This is a genomic window from Variovorax sp. GrIS 2.14 (assembly GCF_046115955.1).
Taxonomy (GTDB): Bacteria; Pseudomonadota; Gammaproteobacteria; order Burkholderiales; family Burkholderiaceae_C; genus Variovorax.
The window spans coordinates 391,353-408,133 of record NZ_JBJXIA010000003.1; the positions used below are offsets into that span (position 1 = coordinate 391,353).

Below are 16,781 nucleotides of genomic sequence, written 5' to 3' on the forward strand. Positions count from 1 at the left end.
TCAGTAGTTCACTTTCTTTTCGACGTAGCGGAACTGCACCACCGTCAACGCCACCACGATCACCATCAGCACGACGGACTGCGCGGCCGAACCACCCAGGTCCATCGCCTTGAAGCCATCGTGATAAACCTTGTAGACCAGGATCGAAGTGTCCTGGCCCGGACCGCCGTGCGTGGCCGCGTCGACGATCGCAAAGGTGTCGAAAAACGCGTAGACCACGTTGATGACCAGCAGAAAGAAGGTGGTTGGCGTCAGCAAGGGGAACTGCACCGTCCAAAAGCGGCGCCACGGTTTGGCTCCGTCGATGGCCGCAGCTTCGATCAACGATTTCGGGATCGACTGCAGGCCTGCCAGGAAAAACAGGAAGTTGTACGACAGCTGCTTCCATATGGCCGCCATCACGATCAATGCCATGGCCTGGCCCGAATTGAGCAGATGGTTCCAGTCGATACCGAACTTGCCCAGCGCATACGACACCACGCCGAGCGAGGGCGAGAACATGAAGACCCACAGCACTGCGGCCACCGATGGTGCGACCGCGTACGGCAGGATGAGCATCGTCTTGTAGAACATGCCGCCACGCACGATGCGATCGGCGAAGACGGCCAGCATGAGTGCCAGTGAAATACCGATGCTGGCGACCAGTACCGAGAAGAAAGCGGTCGTCTTGAAAGACGCCGCATAGCTCGGGTCGGCGATCAATTGCCTGAAGTTGTCGAAGCCGACGAATTCGATCGAGGTGCCGAAAGCATCCTGTTGCTGCAGCGACTGAAAAACGGCTTGGGCGGCCGGCCAGAAGAAGAACACCAGGATGACGACCGCCTGCGGCAGGATCAACAGCCAGGGCAGCCAGCCCGATCGAAAGACGACGCGTTTTTCCATGGGGTCCCTTACGTAAAAATCCCGCCCGACCGTCCTTGCAGCGGGACCGGCGGGGCGGGCGATATTAGCCGGAGCCGGGCACGGCGCCGGACGCAGGCCCGGCGAGCGCGGCCGCGAGGGTCAGCTCTTGTTTGCCTTCTGGAAACGCTCCAGCTGCTCGTCGCCGCGCTTGACGATTTCGTCGAGCGCTTCCTTGGCCGTCTTCTTGCCGTTCCAGACCTGCTCGAGTTCTTCGTCCTCGATGGTGCGAATCTGCAGGTAGTTGCCCAGGCGCACGCCGCGGCTCTTGTCGGTCACCTTGCGGATCATCTGGGTCACTGCGACATCGGTGCCCGGCTTTTCCTTGTAGAAGCCCGACTCCTCGGTCAGTTTGTAGGCCGCCGTCGTGATGGGCAGATAGCCCGTGCGCTTGTGGCTGGCCGACTGCACTTCGGGCTGCGACAGGAAAGTGAAGAACTTGGCGATGCCTTTGTACTTTTCAGGCGTCTTGCCCGACATGACCCAGAGGCTGGCGCCGCCGATCACGGTGTTCTGCGGCGCGCCGGGAACGTCCGGGTAGTAGGGCAGCGGGGCCAGGCCGTAGGCAAACTTGGCGTTTTTGGCGACGTCGCCGTAGAAGCCGGACGACGTCTGGATCATGGCACATTCACCTGAAGTGAACGAGGCTTGCGGCACGCTGCTGCGGCCCTTGTAGATAAACAAGCCCTGCTTGGCCATGTTGGCCAGGTTCTCGATGTGGCGCTGGTGTAGCGGCGAGTTGACCTTCAGGCGTGCGTCCAGACCCTGCAGGCCGTTGCTCTTGGTCGCGAACTCGACGTTGTGCCAGGCCGAGAAGCTCTCGAGCTGCGTCCAGTTCTGCCACGCTGTGGTGAATGGGCACTTGTGACCGCTGGCCTTGAGCTTGGCGGCGGCGGCGACCACTTCCGGCCAGGTCGACGGTGCCTTGTCGGTCGGCAGGCCAGCGGCCTTGAAGGCGTCTTTGTTCCAGTAGAAGATTGTCGTCGAGCTATTGAAGGGGAAGCTCAACATCTGGCCGTTCGGTGCCGTGTAATAGCCAGCCACCGCGGGCACGTAGCCGCTCGGATCGAACTTTTCGCCCGCGTCCTTCATGACCTTGCCGACTGGAATCACGGCGCCCTTGCTGGCCATCATGGTGGCGGTGCCCACTTCAAACACTTGCAGGATGTCGGGCGCGTTGCCCGCGCGAAACGCCGCGATGGCGGCAGTCATCGACTCCGAATATTCGCCCTTGAAGGTCGGGACGATCTTGTATTCCTTCTGGCTCTCGTTGAACTGCTTTGCCAGGTCGTTGACCCACTCGTTGTTGACGGCGGTCATCGAATGCCACCACTGGATCTCGGTCTGGGCCTGCGCCGTGTGGAACAGCGTCGCGGCCAACGCCGAAACCATGGCGAGCGTCTTGAATCGCATGAAGACTCCTGAAAATTGGGAAAATAAAGGGGCGGATGCTAGGTCATCTTTGTGACGGTTCCGCGTCGCCATTTGTCGCATGGAAGACTCCTGGCAACCAGCCGGGGAAACCCTTTTTGTAGCGCCGCTATCCAGGTAGGAGCGCCGCTTGCTGCGATGCACCATGCTAGCCTTTGCGTATGAGCAAGACCTCTCTCGACAAAAGCAAAATCAAGTTTCTTCTGCTTGAGGGCATCCATCCTTCAGCGCTCGAAGTGATCCGCGGCGCTGGCTACACGCAGATCGAAACGCTGCCCAAGGCACTGCAGGGGGAAGAGCTGAAAGCCAAGCTGGCCGATGTTCATTTTTTGGGGATTCGATCGCAGAGCAAGCTCACCGCCGACGTGCTGTCGGCGGCGCCCAAGCTGGTGGCGGTGGGGTGCTTTTGCATCGGAACCAATCAGGTCGATCTGAATGCGGCCCGCGAGCGTGGTGTGTCGGTGTTCAACGCGCCGTATTCGAACACCCGCTCGGTCGCAGAACTCGTGCTGGCTGAAGCCATTCTTTTGCTGCGCGGCATCCCCGCCAAAAACGCGCTGGTGCATCGCGGCGGATGGATGAAGTCCGCCGCCAACTCGCATGAAATTCGCGGCAAGACGCTCGGCATCGTCGGCTATGGGTCGATCGGCACGCAGTTGTCGGTACTGGCCGAAGGGCTGGGAATGCACGTCACGTTCTATGACGTCGTGAGCAAGTTGCCGCTGGGCAATGCGCGTCAGATTCCGCAACTGCACGACCTGCTGGCGCAGAGCGACATTGTGAGCCTGCATGTTCCGGAGTTGCCGTCGACGAAATGGATGATCGGGCCAGCCGAGATCGCCGCGATGAAGCCGGGCGGCATTCTGATCAACGCGGCGCGGGGCACGGTGGTCGATATCGATGCGCTGGCCGAGGGCATCAAGAGCCAGAAACTCTGGGGCGCGGCCATCGATGTGTTCCCGGTCGAACCTGGCAGCAACAACGAAGAATTCCAGTCGCCGCTGCGAGGTCTGGACAACGTGATTTTGACGCCGCACGTGGGCGGCTCGACGATGGAGGCGCAGGCCAACATCGGCGGCGAGGTGGCTGAAAAGCTGGTCAAGTACAGCGACAACGGCACCTCGGTGTCGTCGGTGAACTTTCCGGAAGTGGCGCTGCCGGCGCATCCGGGCAAGCACCGTCTGCTGCACATCCATCACAACGTGCCGGGTGTTCTGTCGGAGATCAACAGGATCTTTTCGGACAACCACATCAACATCGCATCGCAGTTTCTGCAGACAAATGAAAAGGTCGGGTACGTGGTGACGGACATCGATGCGGCTTCTTCGGATCTGGCGTTGGAGAAGTTGGCGCAGGTGCCTGGGACTATTCGAAGCCGGGTGTTGTTTTAGTTGTCGTTGGCGGGGAGCGTATTTGTCGATGGTTTAAGCGGGGAAGCTCCGCTGCTGCTCCCCTCGGAAAGCGGGGTCCGCGCAAACATCCGACGCGAAGAGCAGTCAACACCACCGCTGACCTAAAATCACAGTCCCGGCAAGAGGGTGCGCAGCGCCCGACCGAGGCCCACTTTCCCCGATGAATGCACCGACCGCTTTGACTGCGTTGTTGTCGCAGGCCGCAGAGCCCGCACGATTGCGTGAGATCCCGTACAACTACACCAGCTTTTCCGATCGCGAGATCGTGATTCGCCTGCTGGGCGAACGCGGCTGGGAGTTGCTGCAGAACCTGCGATCCGAGCGCCGCACCGGCCGCTCCGCGCGCATGCTTTATGAAGTGCTCGGCGACATCTGGGTCGTGCAGCGCAATCCATACCTCGTCGACGATCTGCTCGACAATCCGCGCCGCCGCGGTCAGCTAGTCGATGCGTTGAACCACCGGCTGACCGAGGTCGGCAAGCGCCGCACTCCTGATGTCGATGCCGAGCGCGACGCGTTGGTTGGCGAACTCACCGCGCTGGTGAGTCACGCCATCGTAGCGTTCGACGCAATGTTCCGCGATGTCGCCGCCTTGCGTCGTAAAGCCACCCGCGTGCTGCGCCGACTGACAGCCAAAGACAACATCAAGTTCGACGGACTCTCGCGCGTGTCGCACGTGACCGACGCGACCGATTGGCGGGTCGAGTATCCCTTCGTCGTGCTGTGCCCGGACACCGAGGCCGAGATGGCGGGGATGGTCAAGGGCTGCATCGATTTGGGCCTGACCATCATCCCGCGCGGCGGCGGCACCGGCTACACCGGCGGCGCGATTCCGCTGACCTGGAACAGCGCGGTCATCAACACCGAAAAGCTCGAAGCCATGACCGAGGTCCAGGTGATCGCGCTGCCCGGCCTCGATGCACCGGTGGCCACCGTCTGGACCGAAGCCGGCGTGGTCACGCAGCGTGTCGCCGATGCGGCCGAGCGGGCGGGCTATGTCTTCGCGGTCGATCCGACTTCGGCCGAGGCTTCGTGCGTCGGCGGCAACGTCGCGATGAATGCCGGCGGCAAGAAGGCCGTGCTGTGGGGAACCGCGCTCGACAACCTGGCCTCGTGGCGCATGGTGACGCCGCAGGCCGAGTGGCTCGAAGTCACGCGCATCGGTCACAACCTCGGCAAGATTCACGACGCTGAAAACGCCGTGTTCGATCTGCAGTATTTCGCGGCCAATGGAACGACCAAACTGCGCAGCGAGCGCCTGACGATTCCCGGCAAGACCTTTCGCAAAGAAGGCCTCGGCAAGGACGTGACCGACAAGTTTTTGTCGGGCCTGCCGGGCATCCAGAAAGAGGGCTGCGACGGGCTGATCACTAGCTGCCGTTGGATCGTGCACAAGATGCCGGCGCACATGCGCACCGTGTGTCTGGAGTTCTTCGGCAACGCCAAGGACGCGGTGCCGAGCATCGTCGAGATCAAGGACTTCATGTTCGCCGAGCAGAAGCGCAGTGGCGTGCTGCTGGCCGGACTCGAACATCTCGATGATCGCTATTTGAAGGCGGTCGGCTACGCGACCAAGTCGAAGAAGCACGGCGGCTTGCCGAAGATGGTCTTGTTCGGCGACATCGCCGGCAACGACGCCGATGCGGTGGCGCGCGTGACCTCTGAAGTGGTGCGCATCGCCAACTCGCGCAGCGGCGAAGGTTTCATCGCCATCAGCCCGGAAGCGCGCAAGAAGTTCTGGCTCGACCGCAAGCGCACGGCCGCCATCAGCAAGCACACCAACGCTTTCAAGATCAACGAAGACGTGGTGATTCCGCTGCCGCGCATGGCCGAGTACACCGACGGCATCGAACGCATCAATATCGAGCTGTCGCTGCAGAACAAGATCGCATTCGCGGATGCGCTGGAAGCGTTTTTTACGCGCGGTAGTCTGCCGCTCGGCAAGGCAGACGATGCCAACGACATACCTTCGGCCGAACTGCTCGAAGACCGTGTGGGCCAGGCAATCGATCTGGTTCGAGAAGTGCGCGCGCTGTGGGCCGGTTGGCTCCAAAGCGTCGATGTGCTCTTCCCACAGTTGCAGGACCATTCGTTGCGCGCCAGCTGGAAGACGCAGATCCGTCTGCCGCTGCAAAGCATCTTCACCGGCGCGGAGTTTCAGCCGATCCTCGACGAGTGCAACGCCATTCACCAGCGCGTGCTCAAGGGCCGCGTGTGGATCGCCCTGCACATGCATGCCGGCGACGGCAACGTACACACCAACATCCCCGTCAACAGCGACAACTACGACATGCTGCAGACCGCGCACGCAGCGGTGGTGCGCATCATGAAACTGGCGCGGGATCTGGACGGCGTGATTTCCGGTGAGCACGGCATCGGTATCACCAAGCTGGAATTCCTGACCGATGAGGAACTGCAGCCGTTCACCGACTACAAGATGCGGGTCGATCCTGAAGGGCGGTTCAACAAGGGCAAGCTGTTGCGCGTGACAGCGCAGAGCGCGCTCCACGCGGACCTCACCAACGCCTACACGCCAAGCTTCGGTCTCATGGGCCATGAGTCGTTGATCATGCAGCAGAGCGACATCGGCGCCATTGCCGATTCGGTCAAGGATTGCCTGCGCTGCGGCAAGTGCAAGCCGGTGTGCGCGACGCATGTGCCTCGCGCGAACCTGCTCTACAGCCCACGCAACAAGATCCTCGCGACGTCGCTGCTGGTCGAGGCTTTTCTTTACGAAGAGCAAACGCGCCGCGGCGTCAGCATCAAGCACTGGGAAGAGTTCGAAGACGTGGCGGACCACTGCACCGTGTGCCACAAGTGCCTGTCGCCGTGCCCGGTCAAGATCGATTTCGGCGACGTGTCGATGAACATGCGGAACCTGTTGCGCAAGATGGGCAAGAAGAGCTTTCGGCCCGGCAATGCCGCCGCGATGCTCTTCCTCAACGCGACCAACCCGCAGACCATCAAGGCGATGCGCGTCGGCATGGTCGATATCGGCTTCAAGGCGCAGCGCCTGGCAAACGACCTGTTGCGCCGCGTCGCGAAGAAGCAGACCGCCGCGCCGCCATCGACGCTAGGCCCCGCGCCGATCAAGGAACAGATCGTTCACTTCATCAACAAGAAAATGCCGGGTGGCCTGCCGAAGAAGACCGCGCGGGCGCTGCTCGACATCGAGGATGCGGACTACGTGCCGATCATTCGCGACCCGAAGACGACGACGTCGGAAACCGAGGCCGTCTTCTACTTTCCGGGGTGCGGATCGGAGCGACTGTTCTCGCAAGTCGGCCTCGCAACGCAGGCGATGCTGTGGCATGCCGGTGTGCAAACCGTGCTGCCGCCGGGTTACCTGTGTTGCGGCTATCCGCAGCGCGGCAGCGGCCAGTTCGACAAGGCCGAGAAGATGATCACCGACAACCGGGTGCTCTTCCACCGTGTGGCCAACACGCTCAACTACCTCGACATCAAGACAGTGGTGGTGAGCTGCGGCACCTGCTACGACCAGCTGCAGGGCTACCAGTTCGACAAGATCTTTCCGGGCTGCCGGATCATCGACATCCACGAGTACCTGCTCGAAAAAGGCATCACGCTGGCGGGTGCGGTCAATGGCGCGATGAACGGTGCCAAAGATGGCGCGGCAGGCGGCTACCTGTACCACGACCCCTGCCACAGCCCGATGAAACTGCAGGACCCGATGAAGACCGTGAAGGCGCTGGTCGGCAACGCAGCTGGAGACAACGTGCTTAAGAACGACCGCTGCTGCGGCGAGTCGGGCACGCTCGGTGTCACGCGGCCCGACATCTCCACTCAGATCCGCTTTCGAAAGGAAGAAGAACTGAAAAAAGGCGAGACCGACTTGCGCGCGACCGGCACGGTCGCGGCACAAGGCAACGTCAAGATATTGACCAGCTGCCCGAGTTGCCTCCAAGGCCTTAGCCGCTATGGCGACGACCTGAACAACGGCTTGCTCGAAGCAGACTACATCGTGGTCGAAATGGCCAATTTGATCCTCGGCGCAGACTGGCTGCCGAACTACGTGGCCGCGGCCAACCGTGGCGGCATCGAGCGCGTACTCGTATGAACAGGAGTTTCTGATGGCAGGTTTGAAGGTCGGCGCACCGACGCCACAATCGATCACCGTGCATGGTCAGTCGCGCGTGCTGGAGGTCGGTTTCTCGGATGGGGCGAGCTTCCGGATTCCGTTCGAGCTGATGCGCGTCTATTCGCCGTCGGCGGAAGTGCAAGGTCACGGGCCGGGTCAGGAGGTGCTGCAAACGGGCAAGCGCGAGGTGACGCTGGTCGAACTCGAATCGGTCGGCAACTACGCGGTCAAGCCGGTGTTCAGCGATGGGCACGAGTCCGGCATCTACTCATGGGACTTGCTGTACGAACTGGGCGCTAGGCAGGACGACTTGTGGGCTGAGTACGAGCGTCGCCTTGCCGCTGCGGGTGTCGATCGCGATGCACCGATGCCCGGCAAGGGCGGCCATGCCTGCGGCAGTCATTGACGCTCTGGGATCAGTGTCACTGATGCAGTAGCCATTGGCTTTGCGGGGTCGTCGTCTTGATGTCAATGCTTCCGCCCTAACATCGGGCGCATGAGTACCACCCATTTCGGCTACGAGAAGGTCGACGAGAAAGAGAAAGCCAGTCGCGTGCGCGGCGTTTTCGACTCGGTCGCGACACGCTACGACCTCATGAACGACCTCATGTCGGGCGGCCTCCATCGCGCATGGAAGGCCTACACCGTGATGGTCGCCAACGTCGGTGAAGGCTCCAAAGTGCTCGACATCGCGGGTGGCACCGGCGACCTCGCACTCGCGTTTGCCAAGAAGGTCGGCGCCACCGGCGAAGTGGTACATACCGACATCAACGAAGCCATGCTGCGCACTGGCCGCGACCGCCTGCTCGATGCCGGCGTCGCATTGCCGACGATGGTGTGCGATGCAGAAAAGCTGCCGTTTGCCGACAACCATTTCGACGTCGTGACCGTGGCGTTCGGTCTCCGCAACATGACTCACAAAGACGTGGCACTGAAGGAAATGAACCGCGTGCTGAAGCCGCGCGGCAAGCTGCTGGTGCTGGAGTTTTCGAAGGTCGCCAAGCCGCTCGCCAAAGCATACGACTGGTATTCGTTCAAGGTGTTGCCTGCCCTTGGCAAGCTGGTGGCGGGCGACGACGCGAGCTATCGCTACCTTGCCGAATCGATCCGGATGCACCCCGACCAAGACGACCTCAAGACCCTCATGAAAGAGGGCGGTTTCGGGCACGTGGACTATCACAACATGACTGGTGGCGTGGTTGCCTTGCATGTTGGAATCAAATGTTGAAAAGGCGATTTTTCGCCGAAGAGGAGACGATATGAACAAGCTATGGACGGTATTGGTTGCAGGCGCCCTGGTGCTGGGCAGCGTGCAGGCCGACGCGGCTCGACTTGGCGGCGGCGGCAAGTCTTTCGGTCGCCAGTCGGGCAACGTGACGCAGCGTCAGGCGACCGTGCCAGCTACGACGCCAGGCTCGCCTGCGGCGCCGGCGCAGAACGCCAGCCCGACGGCACCGCGTCCGGCCACGCCCACGCCCGCCGCTGCGGCACCGAAGCGCCCTTGGGGCGCCATGCTCGGTGGCCTCGCCGCCGGTCTCGGCCTGGCGTGGCTCGCGCACTCGCTCGGTCTCGGTGCCGGCTTCGGCAACATCCTGATGATCGGCTTACTCGTGCTGGCAGCCGTGGTCGCATGGCGCATGTTCGCAGCCCGCTCGCGCAACGGCGCATCGGCTGGCGGTAACCGGCAGGGCGGTCTGGCTTTCGAAGGCGCAGGCAACCCGGCCAACGTCAGCGCCCCTGCGCAGTACAGCCCCGGCAATGTCGGCAACGACGCGTCGGCACGGCCTTGGGAGCGTCCTGCGCCCGCCGCTTTCGATGCGACGCCGGCTTCGTCCGGGCTTGGTGGCAGCAGCTTGTCTGCCGCTGGTGCCGCAGCCGGTGCAGCTGGCGGCAGCATGATCGGTTCAGCACTGGGCGGGTCTCAGTCGTGGGGCATCCCGTCCGGCTTCGATGTCGACGGCTTTCTCATTGCGGCCAAGCGTAACTTCGTGACCCTGCAAGATGCCTGGGATCGTGCCGACGTGTCCATGCTGCGCTCGATGATGACGGACGACATGGTCGAAGAAATTCGCACCCAGTTGGCCGATCGCGCCGGTCACACCGGTGGCGCATCGAACAAGACCGACGTGGTCGCGCTCGACGCCAAGCTGCTCGGCATCGAAGAAATGCCCGACGTCTACCTGGCCAGTGTCGAGTTCTCTGGAATGATCCGCGAAGACGCTTCTTCCGGGCCAAGCCCGTTCCGCGAAGTCTGGAACATGACCAAGCCGACCAGCGGTACCAGCGGCTGGCTCGTGGCTGGCGTGCAAGCCCTGCAATAGCCGACGGCCTACGCGCTGGCGGCTCACTCGAGTCGCCCGCTCACGCAATAATGGGGACATGGTCAAACCGTCGTCCCCATTCGCTTTTCTGAATGATCTGCTCAACCGCGTCGGAAGTAGATTGCAGCCGCCGCCGTGGGCCGTCCACGAGGTGCAACACCGCGCCGTTCTGTTCCTCAACCACGTCCTGCAACAAGAGCCCGAAGCTCAGCAGCGAGTGTTACGGCAGCAGGGCAAAGTGGTGCAGTTTCAGTGGCGCTTTGTCAAGATGGCCTTGGTCGCGACGCCGGCCGGCCTGCTCGACTTGGCTGCCGAAGGCGCCGTGCCCGACCTGACGCTCACACTGACCGAGGCATCGCCTTTCGACCTCGCCCGTACCACCTTGAGCGGCGATAAGCCGCCGGTGCAAATCGTCGGCGACGTGCAACTGGCGGCAGAAGTCAACTGGCTGGTCGACCATGTGCGCTGGGACGTCGAAGACGACTTGGCGCGCGTGATTGGCGACGTGCCGGCACACACGGTGAGCAATGCGGCGCGCCGCGGGGTCCAGGCCTTGCGCAAGTTCGTTGGCGACCGCCGCGCCGCCACCGGCGCAGCCCCGGGCGCCGACGCGGGCATCGTCGGGCCCTCAGGTACCGCATGAGTCGTTTCTATCGGGGCATCTTCATCGTCTGGGTGGCACTGCGCTACGGCCTCGACGAGATGGTGCTGACGAGCTTCAAGAAGCCTTGGCTGGGCGTGCTCGCGCGCATGATTTCGGTCGGCCGCAACCTCGATGCACCTCGCGGTCAGCGTTTGCGCGAGGCACTCGAGCGTCTCGGGCCGATCTTCGTGAAGTTCGGGCAGGTGCTGTCGACCCGGCGCGACCTGCTACCGCCAGACATCGCCGACGAGCTGGCCTTCCTGCAAGACCGCGTGCCGCCGTTTGCTTCGTCGATCGCGATTGCGACCATCGAGCGGGCGTTCCGGCGGCGGGTGAGCGACATCTTCGTGCAGTTCGACGAGACGCCGGTCGCCAGCGCGTCGATCGCGCAGGTGCACTTTGGCAAGGTGCGACTGCGCGACGGCACGTTGCGCGAGGTCGCGGTCAAGGTGCTGCGGCCCAACATGCGCGGCATTATCGAAAAGGACCTTGCGCTGATGGCCATGATGGCGGGCTGGCTGGAGAGCCTGTCGGCCGACGGCAAGCGGCTGAAGCCCCGCGAAGTCATCGGTGAGTTCGACAAGTACCTGCACGACGAGCTCGACCTGGTGCGCGAGGCGGCCAATGCCGCCCAGTTGCGTCGCAACATGGTCAAGCTGGAGCTGGTGATGATCCCGGAAATGTTCTGGGATTTCTGCCACCCGGAAGTCATCGTGATGGAGCGCATGACCGGCGTGCCGATCGCACAACTCGACCGAATCCGGGCCGCCGGTGTCGACATTCCCAAGCTGGCGCGCGATGGCGTGACCATCTTTTTCACGCAGGTGTTTCGCGACGGTTTTTTCCATGCCGACATGCACCCGGGCAACATACAGGTCAGTCTGGAGCCGGCGACCTTCGGACGCTACATTTCGCTGGACTTCGGGATCATCGGCACGCTGACCGAATCCGATAAGGAGTACCTGGCGCAGAACTTCGTCGCGTTCTTCCGGCGCGACTACAAGCGGGTGGCGGAGTTGCATCTGGAAAGTGGCTGGGTGCCCGAGGGCACACGCATCGACGAACTCGAAGGCGCGATCCGTACCGTGTGCGAGCCGTACTTCGATCGGCCGTTGCGCGAGATCTCGCTCGGCATGGTGCTGATGCGGCTGTTCCAGACCTCGCGCCGCTTCCACGTGGAGATTCAGCCGCAACTGGTGCTGCTGCAGAAGACACTGCTCAACATCGAGGGGCTCGGTCGCCAGCTCGATCCTGAGCTTGATCTGTGGGCGACGGCCAAGCCGTTCCTCGAGAAATGGATGGTCGACCAGATCGGCCCGCGCAAGCTCTTCGAGCAGCTCAAAGCAGAGGCGCCGCGCTACGCGAAGCTATTGCCGCAGCTGCCACGGCTTCTGTACGACTACCTGGAAAATCGCCCCGCCGACCATCGTCGCGAGCTGATGGAATTGCTGGCAGCGCAGAAGCGCACCAACAAGCTTTTGCAGGCGATCGTCTACGGTGGCATGGGTTTTGTATTGGGTCTGCTCGCCATGCAGTTGTTGCTGCGGGTACGGATTTTTTAGAGGAGAGCTAGCCGTGCTGCTCACGTTGGTCGCTGTCTACCTGCTGATCACCATCGCCATTGGCCTGTATGCGGCCCGGCGCGTCAAGAACACCACCGACTTCGCAATCGCCGGGCGGCATCTGCCGCTGTACATGATCGTGACGACGACATTCGCGACTTGGTTCGGCTCGGAAACGGTGCTCGGCATTCCCGCCAAGTTCATCGAGGGCGGGCTGCACGGCGTGATCGAAGACCCGTTCGGCGCGGGCACCTGCCTGATCCTTGTCGGGCTCTTCTTTGCCGGCAAGCTCTACCGGATGACGTTGCTGACGATCAGCGACTACTACCGGGAGCGCTACGGCCGCATTGTCGAGGTGGCGTGCTCTCTCATCATCATGCTGAGTTATCTGGGTTGGGTGTCGGCTCAGGTCACCGCGCTGGGGCTGGTGTTCAATGTGCTGTCGGCCGGTGCCATCAGCATCCCGATCGGCATGACGATAGGCGTGGTGTCGATCCTGGCTTACACGCTCTTCGGTGGCATGTGGGCGGTCGCGGTGACCGACTTCATCCAGATGATCATCCTGGTGCTAGGCCTGGCCGTGATAGCGGTGTTCGCGGGCAACATGGCGGGCGGTGCCGGCAAGGTCATCGACTTCGCGACCAGCAAGGACCTCTTCAAGTTCTGGCCCGAGCCGAGCTTCAAGGACATGATTTTCTTCTTTGCTGCGGCCATCACGATGATGCTGGGCTCCATCCCTCAGCAGGATGTGTTCCAGCGCGTAATGTCTGCCAACAGCGTCAAGTCGGCAACGCGCGGGCCGATCATCGGTGGGGTGGCGTACATCCTCTTCGCCTTCGTGCCGATGTTCCTCGTAGCCAGCGCGCTTTTGATCATGCCGGAGGAGGCGGCGCAGTTGCTCAAGGACGATCCGCAGAAGGTGCTGCCGACGCTGGTGCTCGAAAAGATGCCGTTCGTGATGCAGGTGCTGTTTTTTGGTGCATTGCTGTCGGCCATCAAATCGACCGCCTCCGCGACGCTGCTGGCCCCGAGCGTGACTTTTACCGAGAACATCTGGCGGCAGTTTCGCCCGGCCGGCAACGACAAATCGAATCTCAAGACGATGCGCGCGACCGTGCTGGTATTCAGCGCTGCCGTGCTGGCCTATGCGATCCGGATGCAGGGCACTCCAATCTATGAACTGGTTTCCGGCGCGTACCAGGTGCCATTGGTGGGCGCCTTCGTGCCGTTGGTGTGCGGGCTGTACTGGCGGCGCGCGACCACGCAGGGCGCCATTGCTTCGATCGTTCTGGGCATCGGCTTTTGGCTATTGTTTCTGGCGATGCCTTGGGGAGCCGTCTTCCCGGCGCAACTGGCGGGCCTCGTAGCCTCGTTTGTCGGGATCGTGGGCGGCTCGCTCGCACCCCAGTGGGTCGGCAACACGCACACTCCGCATCGTCCGCTGGCGACCGAGCAAGCCTGAACGTCAGTAGGGGAGCGCCCTTATAATGGAGGGCTTTGCAAGCGGCGTTCTGCCGCATTTTTGCTTGCCCCTACATGCCCATCTACGCCTATAAGTGCAGTTCCTGCGGCTTCGCCAAAGACTCACTGCAAAAAATGTCCGACGCACCGCTCACGGTGTGTCCGAGCTGCGGCAAGAGCACGTTCGAGAAGCAGGTGACCGCGGCAGGCTTTCAGCTCAAGGGCTCGGGCTGGTACGTGACCGACTTCCGCGAGGGTGGGGGCAAGAAGCCGGCAGACAAATCAGACAAGCCCGGCGACACGCCGGATCAGAAGTCGGATGCCAAGTCGGCCGAACCTGCTGGCGGCGGCAGCGCCGACGCACCGGCTGCAAGCCCCGCAGCGCCGGCCGCTTCGCCCGCGCCCGCCGTGGCCAGCACGCCGGCCGCCTCGCCGCCTTCGCCAAAGCCAGCAGCCAAGGGCGACTGAGACTTTTCATGCACGCGATTCGCAAATGGCTCCTGTCAGGCTTGCTGGTCATCGTGCCGCTGGTCATCACGCTGGGCGTGCTCAACTGGATCATTGGCACGCTCGACCAGACGTTGTGGCTGCTGCCCGACGACTGGCAAAAGTGGCTGGTCGACCACAAGGTGCGCGGCCTGGGCGTGCTGCTTACGCTGGCCATCCTGTTGGTGGTGGGTGCGGTCGCCAGTAATTTTGTCGGCAAGCGGCTGCTGGGCTGGGGCGACGCGGTAGTGCGGCGCATTCCGGTCGTGCGGTCTATCTATTCGAGCGTGAAGCAGGTGTCCGACACGCTGTTCTCCGAGAACGGCAATGCGTTTCGTACGGCCGTGCTGGTGCAATGGCCGCGCGAAGGTCTTTGGACCATCGCTTTCGTGACGGGCACGCCGGGTTCCGATGTGCTCGAGCACATGGGTGGCGGGGACTATCTCGGAGTCTATGTGCCGACCACGCCCAATCCGACAGGTGGCTACTTCGTGATGCTCAAGCGAAGCGATTGCATTGAATTGAAGATGAGCGTGGACGACGCGCTCAAGTACATCGTATCGATGGGGGTGGTCGTTCCAGGCGGTCCTTCCACGGTGGCGATCAAGCAGTAAACAAGACAAGACGCGCCACGCGGGCGCCGGGAATCATCATGCTCATGCGTTCTGAATATTGCGGTCTGGTGACCGAGGCCCGATTGGGTGAAACCGTCAGCCTTTGCGGTTGGGTCAATCGTCGGCGCGACCATGGCGGCGTCATCTTCATCGATCTGCGCGACCGTGAAGGCTACGTGCAGGTGGTGTGCGATCCCGACCGTGCCGCGCAGTTCGCTATTGCCGAAGACTTGCGCAATGAGTTCTGCGTGCAGGTCAAGGGCCTGGTGCGAGCACGGCCTGAAGGCACGGTCAACGACACGCTCAAGAGCGGCAAGATCGAAGTGCTGTGCCATGAAATCAAGGTGCTCAATCCGTCCGTGACCCCACCGTTCACACTGGACGACGACAACCTCAGCGAGACGACACGCCTCACCCACCGCGTGCTCGACCTGCGCCGCCCCGCGATGCAGCGCAACATGATGCTGCGCTACAAGGTCACGATGGAGGCGCGCAAGTTCCTCGATGCCAACGGCTTCATCGACATCGAAACGCCGATGCTCGGCAAGTCGACGCCCGAAGGCGCGCGCGACTACCTGGTGCCGAGCCGTGTGCACGACGGCAGCTTCTTCGCGCTGCCGCAATCGCCTCAGCTCTTCAAGCAGCTCCTGATGGTGGCCGGCTACGACCGTTACTACCAGATCGTCAAATGCTTCCGCGACGAAGACCTGCGCGCCGACCGCCAGCCGGAGTTCACGCAGATCGACATTGAAACCTCGTTCATGGCGGAAGAAGAAATCCGCGAGATGTTCGAAAAGATGATTCGGCAGGTGTTTCGCTCGGCGGCCGCCATCGATTTGCCCGTGTTCCCGACGATGACGTACTCGGACGCCATGTTCAAGTACGGCTCCGACAAGCCCGACCTGCGCGTCAAGCTCGAGTTCACCGAGCTGACCGAACTCATGAAGCGCGTCGACTTCAAGGTGTTCTCGAACGCCGCGACGATGGAAGGCGGCCGCGTCGTTGCCCTGCGCGTCAAGGGTGGCGGCGGTGAAGGCGGCATGCCGCGCAGCGAGATCGATGCGTACACAGAGTTCGTCAAGATCTACGGCGCCAAGGGCCTGGCGTACATCAAGGTGAACGATGCAGCGGCCGGCCGTGAAGGCCTGCAAAGCCCGATCGTGAAGAACCTCGACGACGCCACTCTGGCCGAGATCATCGCGCGCACCGGCGCCCGCAACGGCGACATCCTGTTCTTCGGCGCAGACAAGGAAAAGGTCGTGAACGACGCGATCGGCGCGTTGCGCGTGAAGATCGGCCATAGCGCTTTCGGCAAGAAGGCCGGCCTGTTCGACGACCGCTGGGCGCCGCTCTGGGTGATCGACTTTCCAATGTTCGAATTCGACGAAGAAGGTCAGCGCTGGTCGGCCGTGCATCACCCGTTCACCGCGCCCAAGGACGGTCATGAAGACCTGATGGACACGGCACCGGAGAAGTGCATCGCCAAGGCCTACGACATGGTGCTCAACGGCATCGAGATGGGGGGCGGCTCGGTGCGTATCCATCGGGAGGAAGTTCAAAGCAAGGTGTTCCGCGCGCTCAAGATCAACGCCGAAGACGCGCAGCACAAGTTCGGCTTCCTGCTCGACGCGCTGCAATACGGCGCGCCGCCGCACGGCGGCATCGCCATTGGTCTCGACCGCCTGGTGATGCTCATGACGGGCGCCGAATCGATCCGCGACGTCATCGCTTTTCCCAAGACCCAGCGCGCGCAGGACTTGCTCACGCAGGCGCCGAGCCCGGTCGACGAAAAGCAACTGCGCGAGCTGCACATCAAGCTGCGTAACGTCCAGGAAGCCTGACGGCATCGGGA

General features: G+C 62.4%; 13 protein-coding genes. 11 read left to right on the plus strand and 2 right to left on the minus strand.

Annotated elements, in window-relative coordinates; all coding sequences use genetic code 11:
* Complete coding sequence (gene ugpA, locus RCH10_RS07895; RefSeq protein ID WP_409051943.1) at positions 1–882, minus strand: sn-glycerol-3-phosphate ABC transporter permease UgpA; 882 nt, start codon at positions 880–882, stop codon at positions 1–3.
* Positions 883–1,002: 120 nt separating this feature from the next.
* Positions 1,003–2,313: a sn-glycerol-3-phosphate ABC transporter substrate-binding protein UgpB gene (gene ugpB, locus RCH10_RS07900; protein WP_409051944.1), complete on the minus strand. Its 1,311-nt coding sequence runs from the start codon at positions 2,311–2,313 to the stop codon at positions 1,003–1,005.
* Positions 2,314–2,492: 179 nt separating this feature from the next.
* On the opposite strand from ugpB, the gene serA reads away from it, so the two are divergent.
* The 11 genes from serA (at position 2,493) to aspS (ending at position 16,770) form a co-directional block, all read left to right on the plus strand.
* Positions 2,493–3,722 (plus strand): phosphoglycerate dehydrogenase, encoded by a 1,230-nt coding sequence (gene serA, locus RCH10_RS07905; RefSeq protein WP_409051945.1) that lies wholly within the window; start codon positions 2,493–2,495, stop codon positions 3,720–3,722.
* A 181-nt stretch (positions 3,723–3,903) separates the two neighbouring features.
* Positions 3,904–7,821 (plus strand): DUF3683 domain-containing protein, encoded by a 3,918-nt coding sequence (locus tag RCH10_RS07910; RefSeq protein WP_409051946.1) that lies wholly within the window; start codon positions 3,904–3,906, stop codon positions 7,819–7,821.
* A gap of 13 nt (positions 7,822–7,834) precedes the next feature.
* On the plus strand, positions 7,835–8,248 hold the full coding sequence (locus tag RCH10_RS07915) for a gamma-butyrobetaine hydroxylase-like domain-containing protein (protein WP_409051947.1): 414 nt from the start codon (positions 7,835–7,837) through the stop codon (positions 8,246–8,248).
* Positions 8,249–8,338: 90 nt separating this feature from the next.
* Positions 8,339–9,070, plus strand: coding sequence for a bifunctional demethylmenaquinone methyltransferase/2-methoxy-6-polyprenyl-1,4-benzoquinol methylase UbiE (gene ubiE / locus RCH10_RS07920; RefSeq protein ID WP_323495509.1), 732 nt, complete (start codon positions 8,339–8,341; stop codon positions 9,068–9,070).
* Positions 9,071–9,101: 31 nt separating this feature from the next.
* Complete coding sequence (locus tag RCH10_RS07925; RefSeq protein ID WP_409051948.1) at positions 9,102–10,163, plus strand: Tim44 domain-containing protein; 1,062 nt, start codon at positions 9,102–9,104, stop codon at positions 10,161–10,163.
* Positions 10,164–10,221: 58 nt separating this feature from the next.
* Entirely contained in the window at positions 10,222–10,806 is a 585-nt protein-coding gene (locus RCH10_RS07930; protein WP_409051949.1) for an SCP2 domain-containing protein, read from the plus strand.
* Entirely contained in the window at positions 10,803–12,368 is a 1,566-nt protein-coding gene (gene ubiB / locus RCH10_RS07935) for a ubiquinone biosynthesis regulatory protein kinase UbiB (RefSeq protein WP_409051950.1), read from the plus strand. The genes RCH10_RS07930 and ubiB overlap by 4 nt, the downstream gene beginning before the upstream one ends.
* A gap of 13 nt (positions 12,369–12,381) precedes the next feature.
* Entirely contained in the window at positions 12,382–13,830 is a 1,449-nt protein-coding gene (locus RCH10_RS07940) for a sodium:solute symporter family protein (RefSeq protein ID WP_409051951.1), read from the plus strand.
* Between the two features lie 74 nt (positions 13,831–13,904).
* Positions 13,905–14,297, plus strand: a complete 393-nt coding sequence (locus tag RCH10_RS07945) for an FmdB family zinc ribbon protein (protein WP_409051952.1) — start codon at positions 13,905–13,907, stop codon at positions 14,295–14,297.
* 8 nt (positions 14,298–14,305) lie between these two features.
* Positions 14,306–14,929, plus strand: coding sequence for a DUF502 domain-containing protein (locus RCH10_RS07950; protein ID WP_409051953.1), 624 nt, complete (start codon positions 14,306–14,308; stop codon positions 14,927–14,929).
* Positions 14,930–14,967: 38 nt separating this feature from the next.
* Positions 14,968–16,770 (plus strand): aspartate--tRNA ligase, encoded by a 1,803-nt coding sequence (aspS, locus tag RCH10_RS07955; protein WP_323495502.1) that lies wholly within the window; start codon positions 14,968–14,970, stop codon positions 16,768–16,770.
* The last annotated feature ends 11 nt before the right edge of the window (positions 16,771–16,781 follow it).

Bases quoted from the DNA above. Each gene is read 5' to 3' on its own strand.
- RCH10_RS07925 (WP_409051948.1), top strand. From the start codon at position 9,102: ATGAACAAGCTATGGACGGTATTGGTTGCAGGCGCCCTGGTGCTGGGC.
- ugpA (WP_409051943.1), bottom strand. From the start codon at position 882: ATGGAAAAACGCGTCGTCTTTCGATCGGGCTGGCTGCCCTGGCTGTTG.
- RCH10_RS07950 (WP_409051953.1), top strand. From the start codon at position 14,306: ATGCACGCGATTCGCAAATGGCTCCTGTCAGGCTTGCTGGTCATCGTG.
- RCH10_RS07915 (WP_409051947.1), top strand. From the start codon at position 7,835: ATGGCAGGTTTGAAGGTCGGCGCACCGACGCCACAATCGATCACCGTG.
- aspS (WP_323495502.1), top strand. From the start codon at position 14,968: ATGCTCATGCGTTCTGAATATTGCGGTCTGGTGACCGAGGCCCGATTG.
- ubiE (WP_323495509.1), top strand. From the start codon at position 8,339: ATGAGTACCACCCATTTCGGCTACGAGAAGGTCGACGAGAAAGAGAAA.
- ubiB (WP_409051950.1), top strand. From the start codon at position 10,803: ATGAGTCGTTTCTATCGGGGCATCTTCATCGTCTGGGTGGCACTGCGC.
- serA (WP_409051945.1), top strand. From the start codon at position 2,493: ATGAGCAAGACCTCTCTCGACAAAAGCAAAATCAAGTTTCTTCTGCTT.
- RCH10_RS07930 (WP_409051949.1), top strand. From the start codon at position 10,222: ATGGTCAAACCGTCGTCCCCATTCGCTTTTCTGAATGATCTGCTCAAC.
- RCH10_RS07910 (WP_409051946.1), top strand. From the start codon at position 3,904: ATGAATGCACCGACCGCTTTGACTGCGTTGTTGTCGCAGGCCGCAGAG.
- RCH10_RS07945 (WP_409051952.1), top strand. From the start codon at position 13,905: ATGCCCATCTACGCCTATAAGTGCAGTTCCTGCGGCTTCGCCAAAGAC.
- ugpB (WP_409051944.1), bottom strand. From the start codon at position 2,313: ATGCGATTCAAGACGCTCGCCATGGTTTCGGCGTTGGCCGCGACGCTG.